The 14,274-nt window shown below is 72.6% G+C and carries 12 protein-coding genes; 4 read left to right on the top strand and 8 right to left on the bottom strand.

Annotation, left to right across the window (positions count from 1 at the left end):
* Nucleotides 1–413: 413 nt before the first annotated feature.
* From msrB to IE252_RS23430, 4 genes are all read right to left on the bottom strand, one after another.
* Nucleotides 414–821, bottom strand: coding sequence for a peptide-methionine (R)-S-oxide reductase MsrB (gene msrB, locus IE252_RS23415; protein WP_101390695.1), 408 nt, complete (start codon nucleotides 819–821; stop codon nucleotides 414–416).
* 13 nt (nucleotides 822–834) lie between these two features.
* The gene (murC, locus tag IE252_RS23420; RefSeq protein ID WP_190091439.1) at nucleotides 835–2,226 is read right to left on the bottom strand and encodes a UDP-N-acetylmuramate--L-alanine ligase; all 1,392 of its coding nucleotides are present in this window, start codon (nucleotides 2,224–2,226) and stop codon (nucleotides 835–837) included.
* A 139-nt stretch (nucleotides 2,227–2,365) separates the two neighbouring features.
* A complete protein-coding gene (locus IE252_RS23425) occupies nucleotides 2,366–2,836 on the bottom strand; it encodes an indole-3-glycerol phosphate synthase (RefSeq protein ID WP_190091440.1) in 471 nt (156 codons plus the stop codon).
* Nucleotides 2,837–3,000: 164 nt separating this feature from the next.
* A complete protein-coding gene (locus IE252_RS23430) occupies nucleotides 3,001–3,765 on the bottom strand; it encodes a pyrimidine reductase family protein (protein WP_190091441.1) in 765 nt (254 codons plus the stop codon).
* Nucleotides 3,766–3,801: 36 nt separating this feature from the next.
* On the opposite strand from IE252_RS23430, the gene zapE reads away from it, so the two are divergent.
* The 4 genes from zapE (at nucleotide 3,802) to IE252_RS23450 (ending at nucleotide 7,837) form a co-directional block, all read left to right on the top strand.
* Complete coding sequence (zapE, locus tag IE252_RS23435; protein ID WP_229848750.1) at nucleotides 3,802–4,872, top strand: cell division protein ZapE; 1,071 nt, start codon at nucleotides 3,802–3,804, stop codon at nucleotides 4,870–4,872.
* A 52-nt stretch (nucleotides 4,873–4,924) separates the two neighbouring features.
* Nucleotides 4,925–5,350, top strand: a complete 426-nt coding sequence (locus IE252_RS23440; protein WP_190091442.1) for an OsmC family protein — start codon at nucleotides 4,925–4,927, stop codon at nucleotides 5,348–5,350.
* 165 nt (nucleotides 5,351–5,515) lie between these two features.
* Nucleotides 5,516–6,892, top strand: a complete 1,377-nt coding sequence (locus IE252_RS23445) for an alkaline phosphatase PhoX (protein WP_190091443.1) — start codon at nucleotides 5,516–5,518, stop codon at nucleotides 6,890–6,892.
* Between the two features lie 60 nt (nucleotides 6,893–6,952).
* The gene (locus IE252_RS23450) at nucleotides 6,953–7,837 is read left to right on the top strand and encodes a PPK2 family polyphosphate kinase (protein ID WP_190091444.1); all 885 of its coding nucleotides are present in this window, start codon (nucleotides 6,953–6,955) and stop codon (nucleotides 7,835–7,837) included.
* A 16-nt stretch (nucleotides 7,838–7,853) separates the two neighbouring features.
* On the opposite strand, the gene IE252_RS23455 is transcribed toward IE252_RS23450, so the two are convergent.
* The 4 genes from IE252_RS23455 to IE252_RS23470 all read right to left on the bottom strand — a co-directional run bounded on the left by IE252_RS23455 (nucleotide 7,854) and on the right by IE252_RS23470 (nucleotide 13,962).
* A complete protein-coding gene (locus IE252_RS23455) occupies nucleotides 7,854–8,531 on the bottom strand; it encodes a DUF5825 family protein (RefSeq protein WP_190091445.1) in 678 nt (225 codons plus the stop codon).
* A 50-nt stretch (nucleotides 8,532–8,581) separates the two neighbouring features.
* Complete coding sequence (locus IE252_RS23460; RefSeq protein WP_190091446.1) at nucleotides 8,582–10,522, bottom strand: RiPP maturation radical SAM C-methyltransferase; 1,941 nt, start codon at nucleotides 10,520–10,522, stop codon at nucleotides 8,582–8,584.
* A 201-nt stretch (nucleotides 10,523–10,723) separates the two neighbouring features.
* Nucleotides 10,724–12,652, bottom strand: a complete 1,929-nt coding sequence (locus IE252_RS23465; RefSeq protein WP_190091447.1) for a S9 family peptidase — start codon at nucleotides 12,650–12,652, stop codon at nucleotides 10,724–10,726.
* Nucleotides 12,649–13,962 (bottom strand): MFS transporter, encoded by a 1,314-nt coding sequence (locus tag IE252_RS23470; RefSeq protein WP_190091448.1) that lies wholly within the window; start codon nucleotides 13,960–13,962, stop codon nucleotides 12,649–12,651. The genes IE252_RS23465 and IE252_RS23470 overlap by 4 nt, the downstream gene beginning before the upstream one ends.
* Between the last annotated feature and the right edge of the window lie 312 nt (nucleotides 13,963–14,274).

Consider the following 14,274-nt stretch of genomic DNA (forward strand, 5'->3'; position numbering starts at 1 on the left):
CACGCTGTTGAGTTCTCAAGGTACGGACGCTTCCTTCGTTCCCGTTTCCGGGCCCTCCGGGCGCTTCCTTCGTTTCCGACTCTATCAGACTCTTTCGTGTCCGATTCCCGGTCTCCCGGGTCAAGTCGTTTTGTCTTTCCGGCTGTTGGGCCGTTCCGACGTCCCAGACTCTAGCGGACTTTCCGGGCGGCTCCTAATCGGGGCCGTTCGAGTCATCCACTCCCACCCGCCCATTCGAAATGAAATTCGGCATGCCGAAATCCATCCCGTTCGGGAGGTCGTGCTGGGTTGGGTTGCCGCAAGTCTGCGGCGGACGGCTGTCGCAGAACCGTTACGGCCCCGCGACAACTCGGAGAACACTACGCACTCCCGTACCCGACGTCAACTCGGGCCGGTGAGCGCGCCAGTCGTCGTCAGTCCTCGTCCGCCGTCAGCTTCAGCGAGATCGAGTTGATGCAGTACCGCTGGTCCGTCGGGGTCGGGTAACCCTCGCCCTCGAAGACATGGCCCAGGTGCGAGCCGCAGCGGGCGCAGCGCACCTCCGTGCGGACCATCCCGTGCGACCGGTCGGCGATGAGCTCCACCGCGTCCGTGTCCTTCGGGTCGAAGAAGGAAGGCCAGCCGCAGTGCGACTCGAACTTCGTCTCGGAGGTGAAGAGCTCCGCGCCACAGGCCCGGCAGGAGTAGACGCCCTTCGTCTTGGTGTCCGTGTACTCACCGACGAACGCGGGCTCCGTACCGGCCTGCCGCAGCACCGCGTACTCCGCGGGGCTCAGCTCCGCCCGCCACTGCTCGTCCGGCTTCTCGACCTCGTACGACATCGAAGGCACTCCCTCAGCTCAACCGCGCCAGGATCTCCGGGCCCAGGTCCGTCACGTCGCCCGCGCCCATGGTGAGAACGAGGTCGCCGGGCCTGGCCATTCCCGCGATCACGTCCGGCACCGTCGTCTTGTCGTGGACGGCGGTGACGTCGGCGCCGGCCGTGCCGGCCGCGTCGATGATCAGCGCGCTGGTGACGCCCGGGATCGGGTCCTCGCGCGCGGGGTAGATGTCGAGGACCACCGAGGCGTCGGCCAGCGCGAGCGCGCGGCCCATCTCGGTGCCCAGCTCCTGGGTGCGGGAGAAGAGGTGCGGCTGGAAGACCACGAGCAGCCGGGAGTCCGCGGCAGCGGCCCGCATCGCCTCCAGGTCGGCGGTCATCTCGGTCGGGTGGTGCGCGTACGAGTCGATGACCTGGACGCCCGCGGCCTCGCCCTTGAGCTGGAGGCGGCGCTTGACGCCGGTGTACTTGCCGAGGGCCGAGGCCAGGTTGTGCGCCGGGATGCCCAGCGCGACTCCGGAGGCGAGCGCGGCGACCGCGTTGAGGGCGTAGTGGCGGCCGGGGACCGAGACCGTGAAGGTCAGGTACTTGCCGCCGAGCAGGACGGTGACCTCGCTGGTCAGTCCGCGCGGGGTGACCTTGTGGACGCGTACGTCGGCGTGCTCGTCCGCTCCGTACGTCACGACCTTCAGCGATGAGAGGTCGCGCACCCGGCGGGTGAGCTCGACGGCGCCCGCCTGGTCGGCGGAGATGACGAGGGTGCCGCCGGGGACGACCTTGCCGACGAAGGTCTCGAAGGAGTCGTAGATCTCGTCCATCGAGGCGTAGTTGGCGTGGTGGTCGAGTTCGACGTTGAGGACGATGGCGACCTCGGGGTCGTACTTCTGGAAGCTGCGGTCGCTCTCGTCGGCCTCGGCCACGAAGATGTCGCCCTCGCCGTGGCGGGCGTTGGTGCCGGGTCCGGCGAGGTCGCCGCCGATCGCGTACGAGGGGTCGAGGCCCAGCTCGGTCAGGGCGACGGCGAGCATCGAGGTGGTGGTCGTCTTGCCGTGGGTGCCGGCGACGGCGATGGCGCGCAGGCCGCCCATGAGCGCGGCGAGCGCGTCGGAGCGGTGGACGACGGGGATGTCGAGCTCGGCCGCGCGGACCAGCTCCGGGTTGTCGGCGCGGATGGCGCTGGAGACGACGACGCTGCTGGCGTCGGCGGCGAGGTGCTCGGCGGCGTGTCCGATGTGGACGGTCGCGCCGAGCGCGCGCAGCGCCTCGGCCGTGCCGGACTCCTTGGCGTCGCTGCCCGCGACCTTCGCGCCGCGCTGGGCCAGGATCTTCGCGATCCCCGACATTCCGGCACCGCCGATGCCGATGAAGTGCGGCCGTTCCATGGCGGTGGGAATCGCGGGTGCCATTGCGTGTGTCTCCCGGGGGGTGCGACGTACGGAGTTCGGTTCGGCCTCAGCCTATTCGCTGGGCGGCGCTCGCCCTATTCGCCGGTCGGCGGGCGCACGGGGCATCGGCCCGACGCACCTCGCGCGGGCGCCCCTCCCCTTACTCGCTGTGCGCCTCCTCGCTGTGCGCGAAGAGCTTGAGGACGGGGACGCCGACCTTGTGGCGGGCCCGGGAGGCCCAGTCGCGGTGGAAGAACTCCTCCACGTAGTGCGGTGCGGTCAGCACGATGACCTCGTCGGCGTTCACCCCGTCGACGACGGACTTCAGCAGGTCCAGGGGGTGGTCCTCGACGATCTGGCCGACAGCCTGGCTGCCGGTCGCGCGCAGGGACGCCAGGGAGTGCTCCAGGGCGCGTACGGCGGCGGCCGGGCCCTGGTCGCCGGTCTCGTGGACGGCCTCGTCGAGTTCGCCGAGGGCCACGTCGTCGATGGCGCGCAGCAGGCGGTCCTGGTCGCCCCGGGGCTGCATGAGCACGACGAAGGAGACGGACTCGTCGCCGTGCAGGGTGGTGACGAATTCCACGTCCACGGAGGTCAGGGGCTTCTCGATCATCAATACGCTTGTGAACACGACAAACGCCCTTCTCTTCACTCCGGCCGGTGCCCCGCGAGGCCGCGGGGCCTCGACGTGGTTACCCGCCCCTGCGGAAACCATCCTTCCCCGTGACCGCACGGGGTCTGCGTGAGTAAGTGTGCCCACCGGAAGCTAACCGGAACGGCAAATTCCGCTGATTGTCAGATTCGACGGTAACGCGTGTAGAGGAACCCGGCCTCTTCCAGCAGCAACTCCAGCCGGAAGTGCTCAGGAGCGGTCACCGAGGGCCCTCCGGCGATGCGCTGGGCGCTGCCCGCGGTGAGCATCGGCGACACCGTCAGACACAGCTCGTCGAGCACTCCGGCGGCCACGAACTGGCCGAGCAGCCGGGGCCCGCCCTCCGTCAGCATCCGGCGCAGCCCGCGCTCGGCCAGCGCCGCGACGGCCCTGACGGGCTCCACGCCCGGCCCGTCGCCCGCGACCACGACCTCCGCGCCGGCCCGCTCGGCCTCGCGCACCCGGTCCGGCGGCGCGGCGGCGCCGGTCAGGATGAGGGTGGGCACCTGCGGCGAGGTGAACAGCGGCAGGCCGAAGTCCAGGTCGAGGCTGGCCGTCACCACCGCGATCACCGGGACCGGGCCCTGGCCCGCGGCCGCGCGCCGGGCCGCGAAGGCATCCCGCGCCCGGGCCGGGCGGTAGCCCTCCTGGCGTACCGTTTCCGCGCCCACCACGATCACGTCGGACAGCGCCCGCAGGGTGCCGAAGATCCGCATGTCGGTGGCGGAGGAGAGGGGCTGCGAGCGGCCCTCGTGCTGGCCCGCGCCGTCCAGCGAGGAGACCATGTTGGCTCGCAGCCAGGAGCCGTCCGTCTCGGGGTACGCATAGGCCTCGGCCAGTGCGTCGAACGACCACTCGCCCTGGTCGGAGGCGGATGTCTGGTCGGTCACAGGGAACAGGCGTCGCATCCGTGCAGTCTTACACGGCGCTTACAGTGGGGAACTGTGTCGACCAGTCCCATAACCGAAGCGGCCCCGCTGTCGCTCTGCGCGCGCGAGCCGCATGTCCCCGCCGACCGTCTGGTCGCCGAGATGGTGCCGCCGCCGCGGTTCGACTCGGTCCGCTTCGAGACGTACGTACCGGACCCGAACCAGCCCAGCCAGAGCGAGGCCGTCAAGGTGCTCGGCTCCTTCGCGGCCGGTCTGGGCGGGGCGCACGCCACCGGGAGCGGGCGCCGCAAGTGGTTCGCCAGGAAGCCGGCCGCGCCCGCCGCACCGCGCGGGGTCTATCTGGACGGCGGGTACGGCGTCGGCAAGACCCATCTGCTGGCCTCGCTGTGGCACGCCACCCCGGCCGAGCCCGCGCTCAAGGCGTTCGGCACCTTCGTGGAGCTGACGAACCTGGTCGGCGCGCTGGGCTTCCAGCAGACCGTGCGCACCCTGAGCGGGCACCGGCTGCTCTGCATCGACGAGTTCGAGCTGGACGACCCGGGCGACACCGTCCTGGTGTCGTCGCTGCTGGGCAAGCTGGTGGAGCAGGGCGTGGCGCTGGCCGCGACCTCCAACACGCTGCCGGGCAAGCTGGGCGAGGGCCGGTTCGCGGCCGTCGACTTCCTGCGCGAGATCCAGGGCCTGTCGGCGCACTTCCGCCCGCTGCGGATCGACGGCGAGGACTACCGCCACCGGGGGCTGCCGGAGGCTCCGGCGCCGTACTCGGACGAGCAGGTCACCAAGGCCGCGTACGCGACCGAGGGCGCGGCGCTCGACGACTTCCCCGGGCTGCTCGGCCATCTGTCGCGGGTCCACCCCAGCCGGTACGGGGCGATGACCGACGGGGTGAAGGCGGTGTGCCTCACCGATGTGCAGCCGGTGCCCGACCAGTCGACCGCGCTGCGGCTCGTGGTGCTCGCCGACCGGCTGTACGACCGCGAGGTGCCGGTGCTGGCGTCCGGGGTCCCCTTCGACCTGCTGTTCAGTGAAGAAATGCTGAACGGCGGCTACCGGAAGAAGTACTTCCGGGCCATCTCCCGGCTCACCGCCCTCGCGCGGGACGCGAAGGGGCTTGTGGAGCAGTAGGTTTGGCGCACAGGGGGCCGCAAACCCCCTTAGCCACCAGAAGGGATACATCATGGCCACCACGCGTACGGCGCACACGGTCTGGGAAGGCGAGCTCCTCAAGGGCTCGGGGACCGTCACCTTCGACTCGTCCGGCATCGGCTCGCAGCCGGTCAGCTGGCCGTCCCGCGCCGAGCAGGCCAACGGCAAGACCAGCCCGGAGGAGCTCATCGCGGCCGCGCACTCCAGCTGCTTCTCCATGGCCCTCTCGCACGGTCTGGCCGGCGCGGGCAACCCGCCCACCCGCCTGGAGACCAAGGCGGACGTCACGTTCCAGCCGGGCGAGGGCATCACCGGCATCCACCTCACCGTGCGCGGCGAGGTGCCGGGGCTGGACGCGGACGGCTTCGCGGCCGCCGCCGAGGACGCCAAGAAGAACTGCCCGGTCAGCCAGGCGCTCACCGGCACGACGATCACGCTGACCGCCGAGCTCGCCTGACGCTCCGGCTGTCCGCCCGGGCGGCTCTCCCGCGCTGTCCGGACGACTCTCCGGCCGTTTTCGGCCATGTGCGGCGACACGACCCGCATGATCCGCCTATCACCTGATCGCGTGATGGATCATGCGGGTCTCGTCATACCTGTCCGCCAACAGGGGAGTTGCCTCATGTCCGAAGCGCGAGCAACACGACGCCAGATCCTCGCCCGCACCGGCGCCTCCGCCGCCGCGATCGCTTTCACGGGCGCGGTCTCCGAACTCTTCAGCGGGGGCCCGGCCGTGGCCGCCCCCAGCCGGCGCGGCTACGGGCCGCTGGTGCCCGACCCGGCCGGGCTGCTCGACCTGCCGAAGGGGTTCCGCTACCGGGTGCTCTCGCGCGAGGGCGACCCGCTGCGCTCCGGCGAGGGCCGGGTGCCGAGCAACCACGACGGCATGGCCGCGTTCGCGGGGCGCCGGGGCGGCGTCCGGCTGGTGCGCAACCACGAGAACCGGGTCACCGCCGCGATCCCGGTGCCGCACGCCGAGGGGCTGGTGTACGACCCGATGGGCAAGGGCGGGTGTACGGCCCTGGAGCTCGACGCGGAGAACCGGGTGCTGTCCGAGCGGGTCGCCCTCAGCGGCACCGCCGTCAACTGCGCGGGCGGCCGCACCCCTTGGAACACCTGGCTGAGCTGCGAGGAGACCGAGGACCGGGCCGGTACCAACGGGTACACCAAGGACCACGGCTACGTCTTCGAGGTCGACGGCGCCGACCCGCGCCGCACCGGGGCCGTCCCGCTCACCGCGATGGGCCGCTTCCAGCACGAGGCGATCGCGATCGACCCGCACCACGGTGTCGTGTACGAGACCGAGGACGCCTTCGACAAGCCCTTCGGGCTCTTCTACCGCTTCCTGCCGAACCGGCCGCTGGGCGGTACGGGCTCGCTGCGCGCGGGCGGCGCACTGGAGGCGATGCGCGTCCCGGACGTGCCCGACCTGTCGGTGGTGCAGGAGCCGGGGGCGTGCTTCACCGGGATCGAGTGGGTGCCGGTGCCCGACCCGTCGGCCCGGCGCACCCCGGTCCGGCTCCAGGACTTCGGCCGGGGCGGCATCACCCACGCGCAGAAGCTGGAGGGCTGCTACTGGAGCGGCGACTGCGTCTACTTCGTCTCCAGCTACGCGCGCGTGGCCGAGGGCTCGGGCGCCGACCACTTCGGCCAGGTGTGGCGGTACGAGCCGAGGCGCTGCCGCCTCACCCTGGTGGTGGTCTTCGGCCCGTCGACCGACATCCAGCTGCCCGGCGAGTCCCCGGACAACATCACGCTCGCGCCGGACGGCGGCCTGATGGTGTGCGAGGACGGCAACGGCGCCCAGCACGTCTTCGGGCTGACCCGGCGCGGCGAGGTGTACGCCATGGCACGCGGCCGCCAGGACATCGGCAAGCCCGGCAACCCCGAATGGGGCGAGTTCGCGGGGGTCACCTTCGCCCCGGACGGGCGCACGATGTACGTCAACTGCTACACGCCGGGGACGACCTTCGCGGTGACGGGGCCTTTCGTACGGTAGCGCTCGCGCCGCGTCCTGTTCCGTCGCACGATCGAGGGAACCGACCGTAAGGGGTGCGCAGTGGCCAAGAAGGGCAGCAAAGGCGGCAAGGGCGGGAAGAAGCCCGAGCAGCGGGATCTGCGTCGGCTGCTGCGCATCCCCCGGGGCGAGCGCGTCGACCTCGCCTCCTACCCGGCCGACGCCACCCCGGCCGGGCCGAAGGACAAGGCGGAGGGGCTGGCGGCGACCGCCCGAATGGGCGAGGAGCTCGCCGGTCTGCAGGAGCGGCTGTACGCGGCGAGCACGGCGGGCGACCGGCGCCGGGTGCTGCTGGTGCTCCAGGACATGGACACCAGCGGCAAGGGCGGCACGGTCAAGCACGTCATCGGCCTGTTCAACCCGTCCGGCTGCCGCATCAAGGCGTTCAAGGCGCCCACCCGCGAGGAGCTGAACCACCCCTTCCTGTGGCGGATCATGCGGGCGCTGCCGCAGCCCGGCGAGATCGGCATCTTCGACCGCTCGCACTACGAGGACGTGCTGATCGCCCGGGTCCGCGAGCTGGTCCCGCGCCGCCAGCTGGGCCGCCGCTACGGGCAGATCAGCCGGTTCGAGCAGTCGCTCGTGGACGACGGCGTGAGCGTGGTCAAGGTCTTCCTGCACATCAGCTACGAGCAGCAGCGCCGACGACTCCTGGAGCGCCTCGACAACCCGGACAAGCACTGGAAGTTCAACCCGGGCGACATCGACGAGCGGGCGCTGTGGCCCGCGTACCAGGAGGCGTACGAGATCGCCCTGGAGCGGTGCTCGACGGACGCCGCCCCCTGGTACCTGGTGCCCTCCGACCGCAAGTGGTACCGGAACTGGGCGATCAGCCGACTCCTCCTGGAGCAGCTGCGGGAGCTCGATCCGCAGTATCCGAAGGGCGACTTCGACGTGGAGGAGTGCCGGACGCGGCTGCTGACCTGACCCGCCTGATGGCCCGTCAGATCGCCATGGCCTCCTGGATCCAGCGGTTCACCCGGTACGGCAGCCACCACGCCAGGTCTCCCACCTCCAGGACCAGCTTCTCGGAGAGGAAGTCGGCCAGGACCGCGGGCGGCACCGAGTCCGCCGGGGCGCCGGGCACCAGGGCCTCGATGACCTGGTGGTACTCGGGCTCGTCCGCGGTGAAGCGGCGCAGGTCGCCCCAGCGGCGGTCGCGGATCTGGACGAAGCCGGGCCCCTGGCGCCACAGGCACTTGCACAGGTAGTGGCCGTCGCGCCACCGGCGCAGCGCCTCGGCCGCGTCGGCGGGCCCCTCCAGGCGCTGCGGCGGCTGGAGGTGGCTCAGCACCTGCCAGGTGTCCGCGTCCGCCGCCGGGTCGAGCAGCAGCCGCCACTCGACGAGCACCGCGCGGGCGGTGAGGTCCCGCACGAGGCTGAGGGCGCGGACGGCCCGGTGGGCGGCGCCCGGGGCGCTCAGGTCGGCGAGGTCGACCGGTTCCGCGAGGCGGACGCGGCGCACGCCCGTCTCCCACAGCCGGTCGGCCTCCTCCCCCGCGGGGCCGGTCAGTTCGAGGTCGCCGAGGTGCATCCCGGGCAGGGCGCAGGCGTCGGGGTCGTAGTCGCGCCAGGCGGCGACGGTGAGGGCCGCGGTGCGCGTGGTGAGGGCGGTGCTCATCGGGCTGGTCCTCCGGCTCGTACGGTCTTCGCGGTCGGCGGTCGTGGCCGTCATACGTGGGCGGGCTCGGGGCGGGCGGGCTGCTCGGCCGCGTCGAGGGCTGCGTGGGCGTGGCGCATGAAGTCCAGGCGCAGCAGGTCCTCGTTGACGGCCGAGGGCGCGATGTGGACGTACTGGCCGCCGTCGGTGAAGACGAGGCCGAGCGCGAGCCAGGAGTCGAGGAGGCGCTGCACCTCGCTCTCGTCGCGGGCGGGGGCGTCCTTGGCGCGGGCGGCGGCCTTGCGGGTGAGCGCGGCGGCCGTGTGCGGCTGGTCCAGGAGGCGGAAGGCGACCAGCTCGTACGGGTCGGTCAGCTCCATCGCGCGCCACGCGAACGTCCGGCGCCGGCTGACCAGGACGATGCGGTCACCGAGGTCGGTGTGGGTGAGCCGGGCGTCCGCGTGGTGCTTCTTCCAGGCGTCGATGGCGTCGTTGAGCGCGGTGACGGTGGGTTCGCCGATGCCGCGCTGCGGGGCCTCGAAGACGTACGCGAGGTCGTAGAGCTCCGACTCGGGCAGGTCGTAGGTGAAGCGGTAGTGCTCCTCGGGGCGCAGGCCGTCGAAGCCGAGCTCGGGGCGGTTGAAGTAGGGGCTGAAGCGCTCGATGGCGATGCGCGCCGAGAGGTCGACCGGCGGGTTGAGGTGTTCGAGCGCCGGTATCTGGGCGATCACCGGGTCGTAGTCCTCGGCGGTCTCGCCCGGGAAGCCGTGCAGGTAGTTCCAGGCCACCGAGAGCCCGGTCTCGGCGCCGTCGCGGAGCATCCGGACGTTCTGGCAGCCGCTGACGCCCTTGTCCATCAGGTCGAGCACCCGGTTGTTGAGGCTCTCGATGCCCGGCTGGACGTAGATCAGTCCGGCCTCGGCGAGCGTACGGAGCTGGCTGCGGCGCATGTTGGCCTTGATCTCGATGTGCATGCGCAGGTCGTAGCCGCTCTCGATGATGCGCGGCAGCACCGTGGAGAGGTAGCCCATGTCGAGGATGTTGTCGACGAGGTACATGTCGAGGACCCGGTGGCGGCGGGCCAGCTCCATGATCTCCGAGTAGAACGTCTCGGGGGTCTTGGAGCGGTACTGCATGAAGGAGCCGTTGAGCCCGCAGAAGGTGCAGTGGTGCTTCTCGCCCCACCAGCAGCCCCGGGCGCCCTCGACGACCAGCTTCGGCTCGACCCAGTTGCGGGCCACCGAGGTGCCGAGCCGCTCGAAGTAGCCGCTGTAGTCGGGGGGCAGGATCGCGACGGGCGGGATCGGGCTGGTGGCCATCGGGTTGACCACGGGCGTGCCGTCGGCGGCGCGGTGGCACAGGCCCGGCACGGCGGCGAGCGCGGCCGGGTCGGAGCCCTCGCCGATGGCGGTGAGCAGCTGCGGGAAGGCCGTCTCGCCCTCGCCGCGGATGACGTGGTCGACGAACGCGAAGTTGCGGTGGACGGCCTCGCCCTGCTCGCCGTCGCAGTTGGCGCCGCCCATCACGGTCACGATGTGCGGGGCGAGCCGCTTGACGTGCCGGGCGGCGGCGAGGGCCGCGGTGTTCTGCTGGAAGGTGGAGGTGAAGCCGACGACGTCGGGCCCGTACGCCACGATCCGCTCGGCGATCATCTCCACGAACTCCGGTACGGCGCGGTGCAGTTCCTGTGACATACGCAGCCGGGACTTGCGCAGCTTGCCCTTCATCGCATCCGCGAACTCCTGGTCGCGCCAGGCCGGGTCGTCGTAGAGGGCGGAGGAGAACACCCAGTCGCCGCAGCCCATGAAATAGGAGGAGAGCGCGTAGTACTCGTAGTCGTCGGCGGTGAATTCGGTGCGCTCGGTGATCCAGTCGGTGAATTCGAGATTGGCGTGCAGCACTTCCGCCTTGGCGCCCGGCACGCGTTCGTCGACGCTGCGCTTGAGGATTCCCAGGGCCAGCGACGGCAGGTCGATGGGCGACCAGGGCATGTTGACCAGCAGAACACGCATGTGGGCTCCTCGCGGGTACGGCGACGTAAGGGAGTAAGAGCGGTAAGGGTGCGCAAGAGGTGGGACAGCGGGGCACCGGCCGGCCCGGCGGTCGAGGAGACCGCCGGGCCGACCGGCGAGGATCAGTCCTCTTCGCCGTCCTCGGCGTTACGGAACGGAACCTTGATGGTCACGCCGACGCTGGGCTTGCGGTTCTCCTCGTCACCCGCGAGCGGGTCGTTCTGGATGATGTCCTTCTGCATGGGAACTCCTCTCATCGTGTCGGGTGGTGCCTGTTCCGGCGGGGGCCGTGGTGCGGACCCGTCCGGAATCCCCGCTCCGGTCCGAGCGGGGAGTCTTGGGGGCGGCCGTGCGGCCGGGGCCGCGCAGCTCGCGGTCGAGGAAGACCACGGCGCGGCGCAGGACCGCCACGTGGTCGTCCGCCTGGTAGCCGTCGTGGCCGGTCTCCAGCCACATCGACTCGTGCGGTACGCGCGCGTGGCGCAGGGCGGCGAGGTAGTCGCGCACCTGGCCGGGCGGGCACTTGGCGTCCCGGGTCGCGGCGGCCACCAGCAGCGGGGCGCGCACGGCGGCCGCGTACCGCAGGGGCGAGCTGCGCTCGTACCGCTCGGGCACCTCGTCGGGGGTGCCGCCGAACAGCCGCTCGTCCAGGGCGCGCAGGGCCGGGGTGCTGGTGCGGTAGGCGGCGGCGCAGTCGGCCACGGGCTTCACGGCGACGCCCGCCTGCCACAGGTCCGGGCGCACGCCGAGGGCGAGCAGGACGAGGTAGCCGCCCCAGGAGGTGCCCCACAGCCCGGCCGCGTCGGCGCGGACGACGCCGCGCGCCACGAGGTCCGCGCGCACCGCGGCCAGGTCGTCGACCTGGGTGAGCCCGACGCCCTGGCCGAACGCGCGGCGCCAGCGCGGCCCGTAGCCGGTGGAGCCGCGGTAGTTGACGCGGACGACGGCGAAGCCGGAGGCGACCAGCGAGTGGACCACGCCGTCGTAGGCGTCCCGGTCGTGGTCGGCGGGCCCGCCGTGCACCAGGAACACCGCGGGGACGGCGCCCCGGCGGCCCTCGGGCAGGCTGAGCAGGCTGTGCACCGGGCCGTCGGGGCCGGGCGTCCACAGGTCGCGGTGCTCGCCGGGCACCGGGGCGGGGATGCCGTGCGTGGGCGGCAGCGGCGTCCCGGCGGTGGAGCCCATCCGGGGCGGGTTCGCGGTGTCCGTCCAGAGGTAGTGGACGTCGGTCCCGGCGCGGGGCGCGGCGTCCAGGAGGGTGCCGCGCGGCACCGGCACCGGCTCGACCGTGCGTGCGCCCAGGTCGACGCGGTGCAGGGTGCTGCGGCCGTGGCGGTCCTGGCGGACCAGGACGGAGCGGCCGTCGGGGTGCCAGCGGGCGGTGATCTCGGTGTCGAAGGCGCACCAGGTGTGGGTGGTGATGCCGGACGCGGCAGCCGGGCCTGCCTGGGGACCGTGGGGCTCGTGTTCCGGGCGCCAGCTCGCCAGCAGATAGCGGTCGTCGGCCTCGCGGACGAGGAGCAGTTCGGCGCGGTCGCCGGTGGGGGCGAAGCCCAGGGACCAGAGCCTGCCGTGCTCGCCGTCGCCGGGCAGCACCGCGCGCGTGGTGCCGTCGTCGGCGAGGACGGTCACGGCGCGCGCCGAGCCCGCCGCGCCGCTGACGGCGAGGAGGCGGCCGTCGGGGGTGATGCCGGAGAGGGTGACATGGCCGTCGACGCGCGTCACCTCGCGGGCCGGGCCGCCGCGCGGGCCGATGTGGACGGCGGTGGTGCGGGCGTCCCCGAGGCCCATCGCGACCGTCGCGTTGTCGCCGACGGCGAGGCCGCGCGGCTCGCCCGGGGCCGGTCCGGTCAGGCCGGGGCGGTCGGCGCCGCCGTCGAAGGGCTGGAACCGCCAGTGCCCGGCGCCGTGTTCGTCCTCGTCGAACCACCACACCTGGCCGTCGCGGTCGATCGCGTGGTGGAAGGTGCCCTGCGGGCGGTCGGTGACCTGGCGGGTCCGTCCGGTCCGCGCGTCCCAGGTGAAGACCTCGCAGCGGCCCTCGGCGTCGGCGGTGAACGCCATCCGCGCCGGGTCGGCGGCGCACACCTCGGGCAGGGCGGCCCGGTAGACCTGGTAGCGGCCGGTCATACGGCGACCTCCCGCGCCGGGACCCGTACGTACGTCGTCCAGCAGGCGAGCAGCGTCAGCACCGCCGCGCTCGCGACGGCGGGCGCGGCGGTGCCCGCGCGGGAGGCGCACACTCCCGCGACGACGGGCGCGAGGGCGGCGGAGCCGCCGACGGCGGAGGAGAGGACCGCGCCGGTACGGGCCTGGAGGGCGGGCGGGGTCTCCTGGATCGCCCGGGACTGGAGCACCACGGTGACCAGCGGCATCAGCAGGCAGAACACCCCGAACAGACCGCCGTACGCCCAAGGCCCCCGCACCGTGGCGAGCGCGGCGGCGAGCGGCACCAGCAGCCACGAGACGGTGACCAGGAGCCGGGCGGCGCTGATCCGGCCCGCGAGGTGCGGCGCGGCCAGCGACCCGACGAGCCCGGCGGCGCCGGAGAGCGCGAGGACAAGACCCATCGGGGCGCCGCCGTGGCCGCCCTTCTGGAGGGTGAAGACGGCGCCGTAGTACAGCGCGACGATCACGCCGTTGACGGTGGTCGTCCAGATCAGGACGAGCCGGAGGAAGGGCGAGGTGCGGACGAGGGCGAGCCCGGCGCCCAGTTCGGCGCGGAGGGCGGGGCGGGGCGGGCGGCTTGGGCGGGGGTCGGCCGGGCCCTGGGCGCCGGGCGCGCCCTGCTTCGGCTGCTGGGCCGCTCCCCCGACAGCCACCGCCTCTTCCCCCGGCCGCAGGTCCGACTTCAGCGCGCCCACGCAGACCGCCGCGACCGTGTACGACACCGCGTCCGCGACGAAGGGCAGGGCGCGGGAGGCCTGGTAGAGGGCGCCGCCCAGGGCCGGGCCGACGACGAGCGCGCCCTGGTCGGCGGCCGAGAGCCCGGCCACCACCCGGGGACTGTCGGCGGGCGGGGCGATCAGGGCCACGGTGCCGGCTGCGGCCGCCTCGTACACGGCGGTGGAGAATCGTTCCACCAGGACGGCGCCCAGGAGCAGGGCGACCGGCGGGCGGCCCGTGGCGGCGACTGCCACCCCGCCCATGGCGAGGGCCGAGACCAGTGCGGACCAGAGCATCACCGGTTTGCGCGCACCCCGGTCGGCGGGCACGGCGGCGATCGGGGCGAGGAGCAGCCCGGCGGCGGTGGACACGCCCGCGACGAGCCCGACGGTCGCGGCCGAGTGGCCGAGGCCCAGGAGCAGCAGCGGCAGCACGACGCCGGAGGCCTGGGAGCCGAGCGCGTCGGTGGCGCTCGCGCACCAGAACAGCCGGACGTCCCGGGACAGCGGCCGACGGACGACGGCCTTGCCGGGCGCCTCGGTGGCGGAACCCATCAGCGCCCCACGGGCGACAGAGCTAACTCCGGCGACTGCGGTAACGGCCGTAACAGCCCCGCGCACGCCGGAAACCCTGGTTCACGCACAGCCACCCCACAGTTGGTCAGGTTGCGAAGAAAGTGTGCAGGAATTGAAGCGAGCGGGAGCCTAACCACGGGTCCGCCGGAGCGACAAGGGCTCTGCCGTCGAGGCCGGAATTGAACTCTGTAAGCGCTCGGCAAAGAAACCGATTGCTCTGTACGGGTTCCCGCGCGGGCGGCGGCTCTTACCAACTGCGGTGCGGGACAAGGGGAATGAGCGCGTCCTGCG

It is taken from the genome of Streptomyces melanogenes (genome assembly GCF_014649795.1).
Lineage (GTDB): Bacteria > Actinomycetota > Actinomycetes > Streptomycetales > Streptomycetaceae > Streptomyces > Streptomyces noboritoensis.

Coding starts and splice junctions, on each gene's coding strand:
- msrB (WP_101390695.1), bottom strand. CDS start 821: ATGTCGTACGAGGTCGAGAAGCCGGACGAGCAGTGGCGGGCGGAGCTG.
- murC (WP_190091439.1), bottom strand. CDS start 2,226: ATGGCACCCGCGATTCCCACCGCCATGGAACGGCCGCACTTCATCGGC.
- IE252_RS23430 (WP_190091441.1), bottom strand. CDS start 3,765: ATGCGACGCCTGTTCCCTGTGACCGACCAGACATCCGCCTCCGACCAG.
- IE252_RS23440 (WP_190091442.1), top strand. CDS start 4,925: ATGGCCACCACGCGTACGGCGCACACGGTCTGGGAAGGCGAGCTCCTC.
- IE252_RS23445 (WP_190091443.1), top strand. CDS start 5,516: ATGTCCGAAGCGCGAGCAACACGACGCCAGATCCTCGCCCGCACCGGC.
- IE252_RS23455 (WP_190091445.1), bottom strand. CDS start 8,531: ATGAGCACCGCCCTCACCACGCGCACCGCGGCCCTCACCGTCGCCGCC.
- IE252_RS23460 (WP_190091446.1), bottom strand. CDS start 10,522: ATGCGTGTTCTGCTGGTCAACATGCCCTGGTCGCCCATCGACCTGCCG.
- IE252_RS23465 (WP_190091447.1), bottom strand. CDS start 12,652: ATGACCGGCCGCTACCAGGTCTACCGGGCCGCCCTGCCCGAGGTGTGC.
- IE252_RS23470 (WP_190091448.1), bottom strand. CDS start 13,962: ATGGGTTCCGCCACCGAGGCGCCCGGCAAGGCCGTCGTCCGTCGGCCG.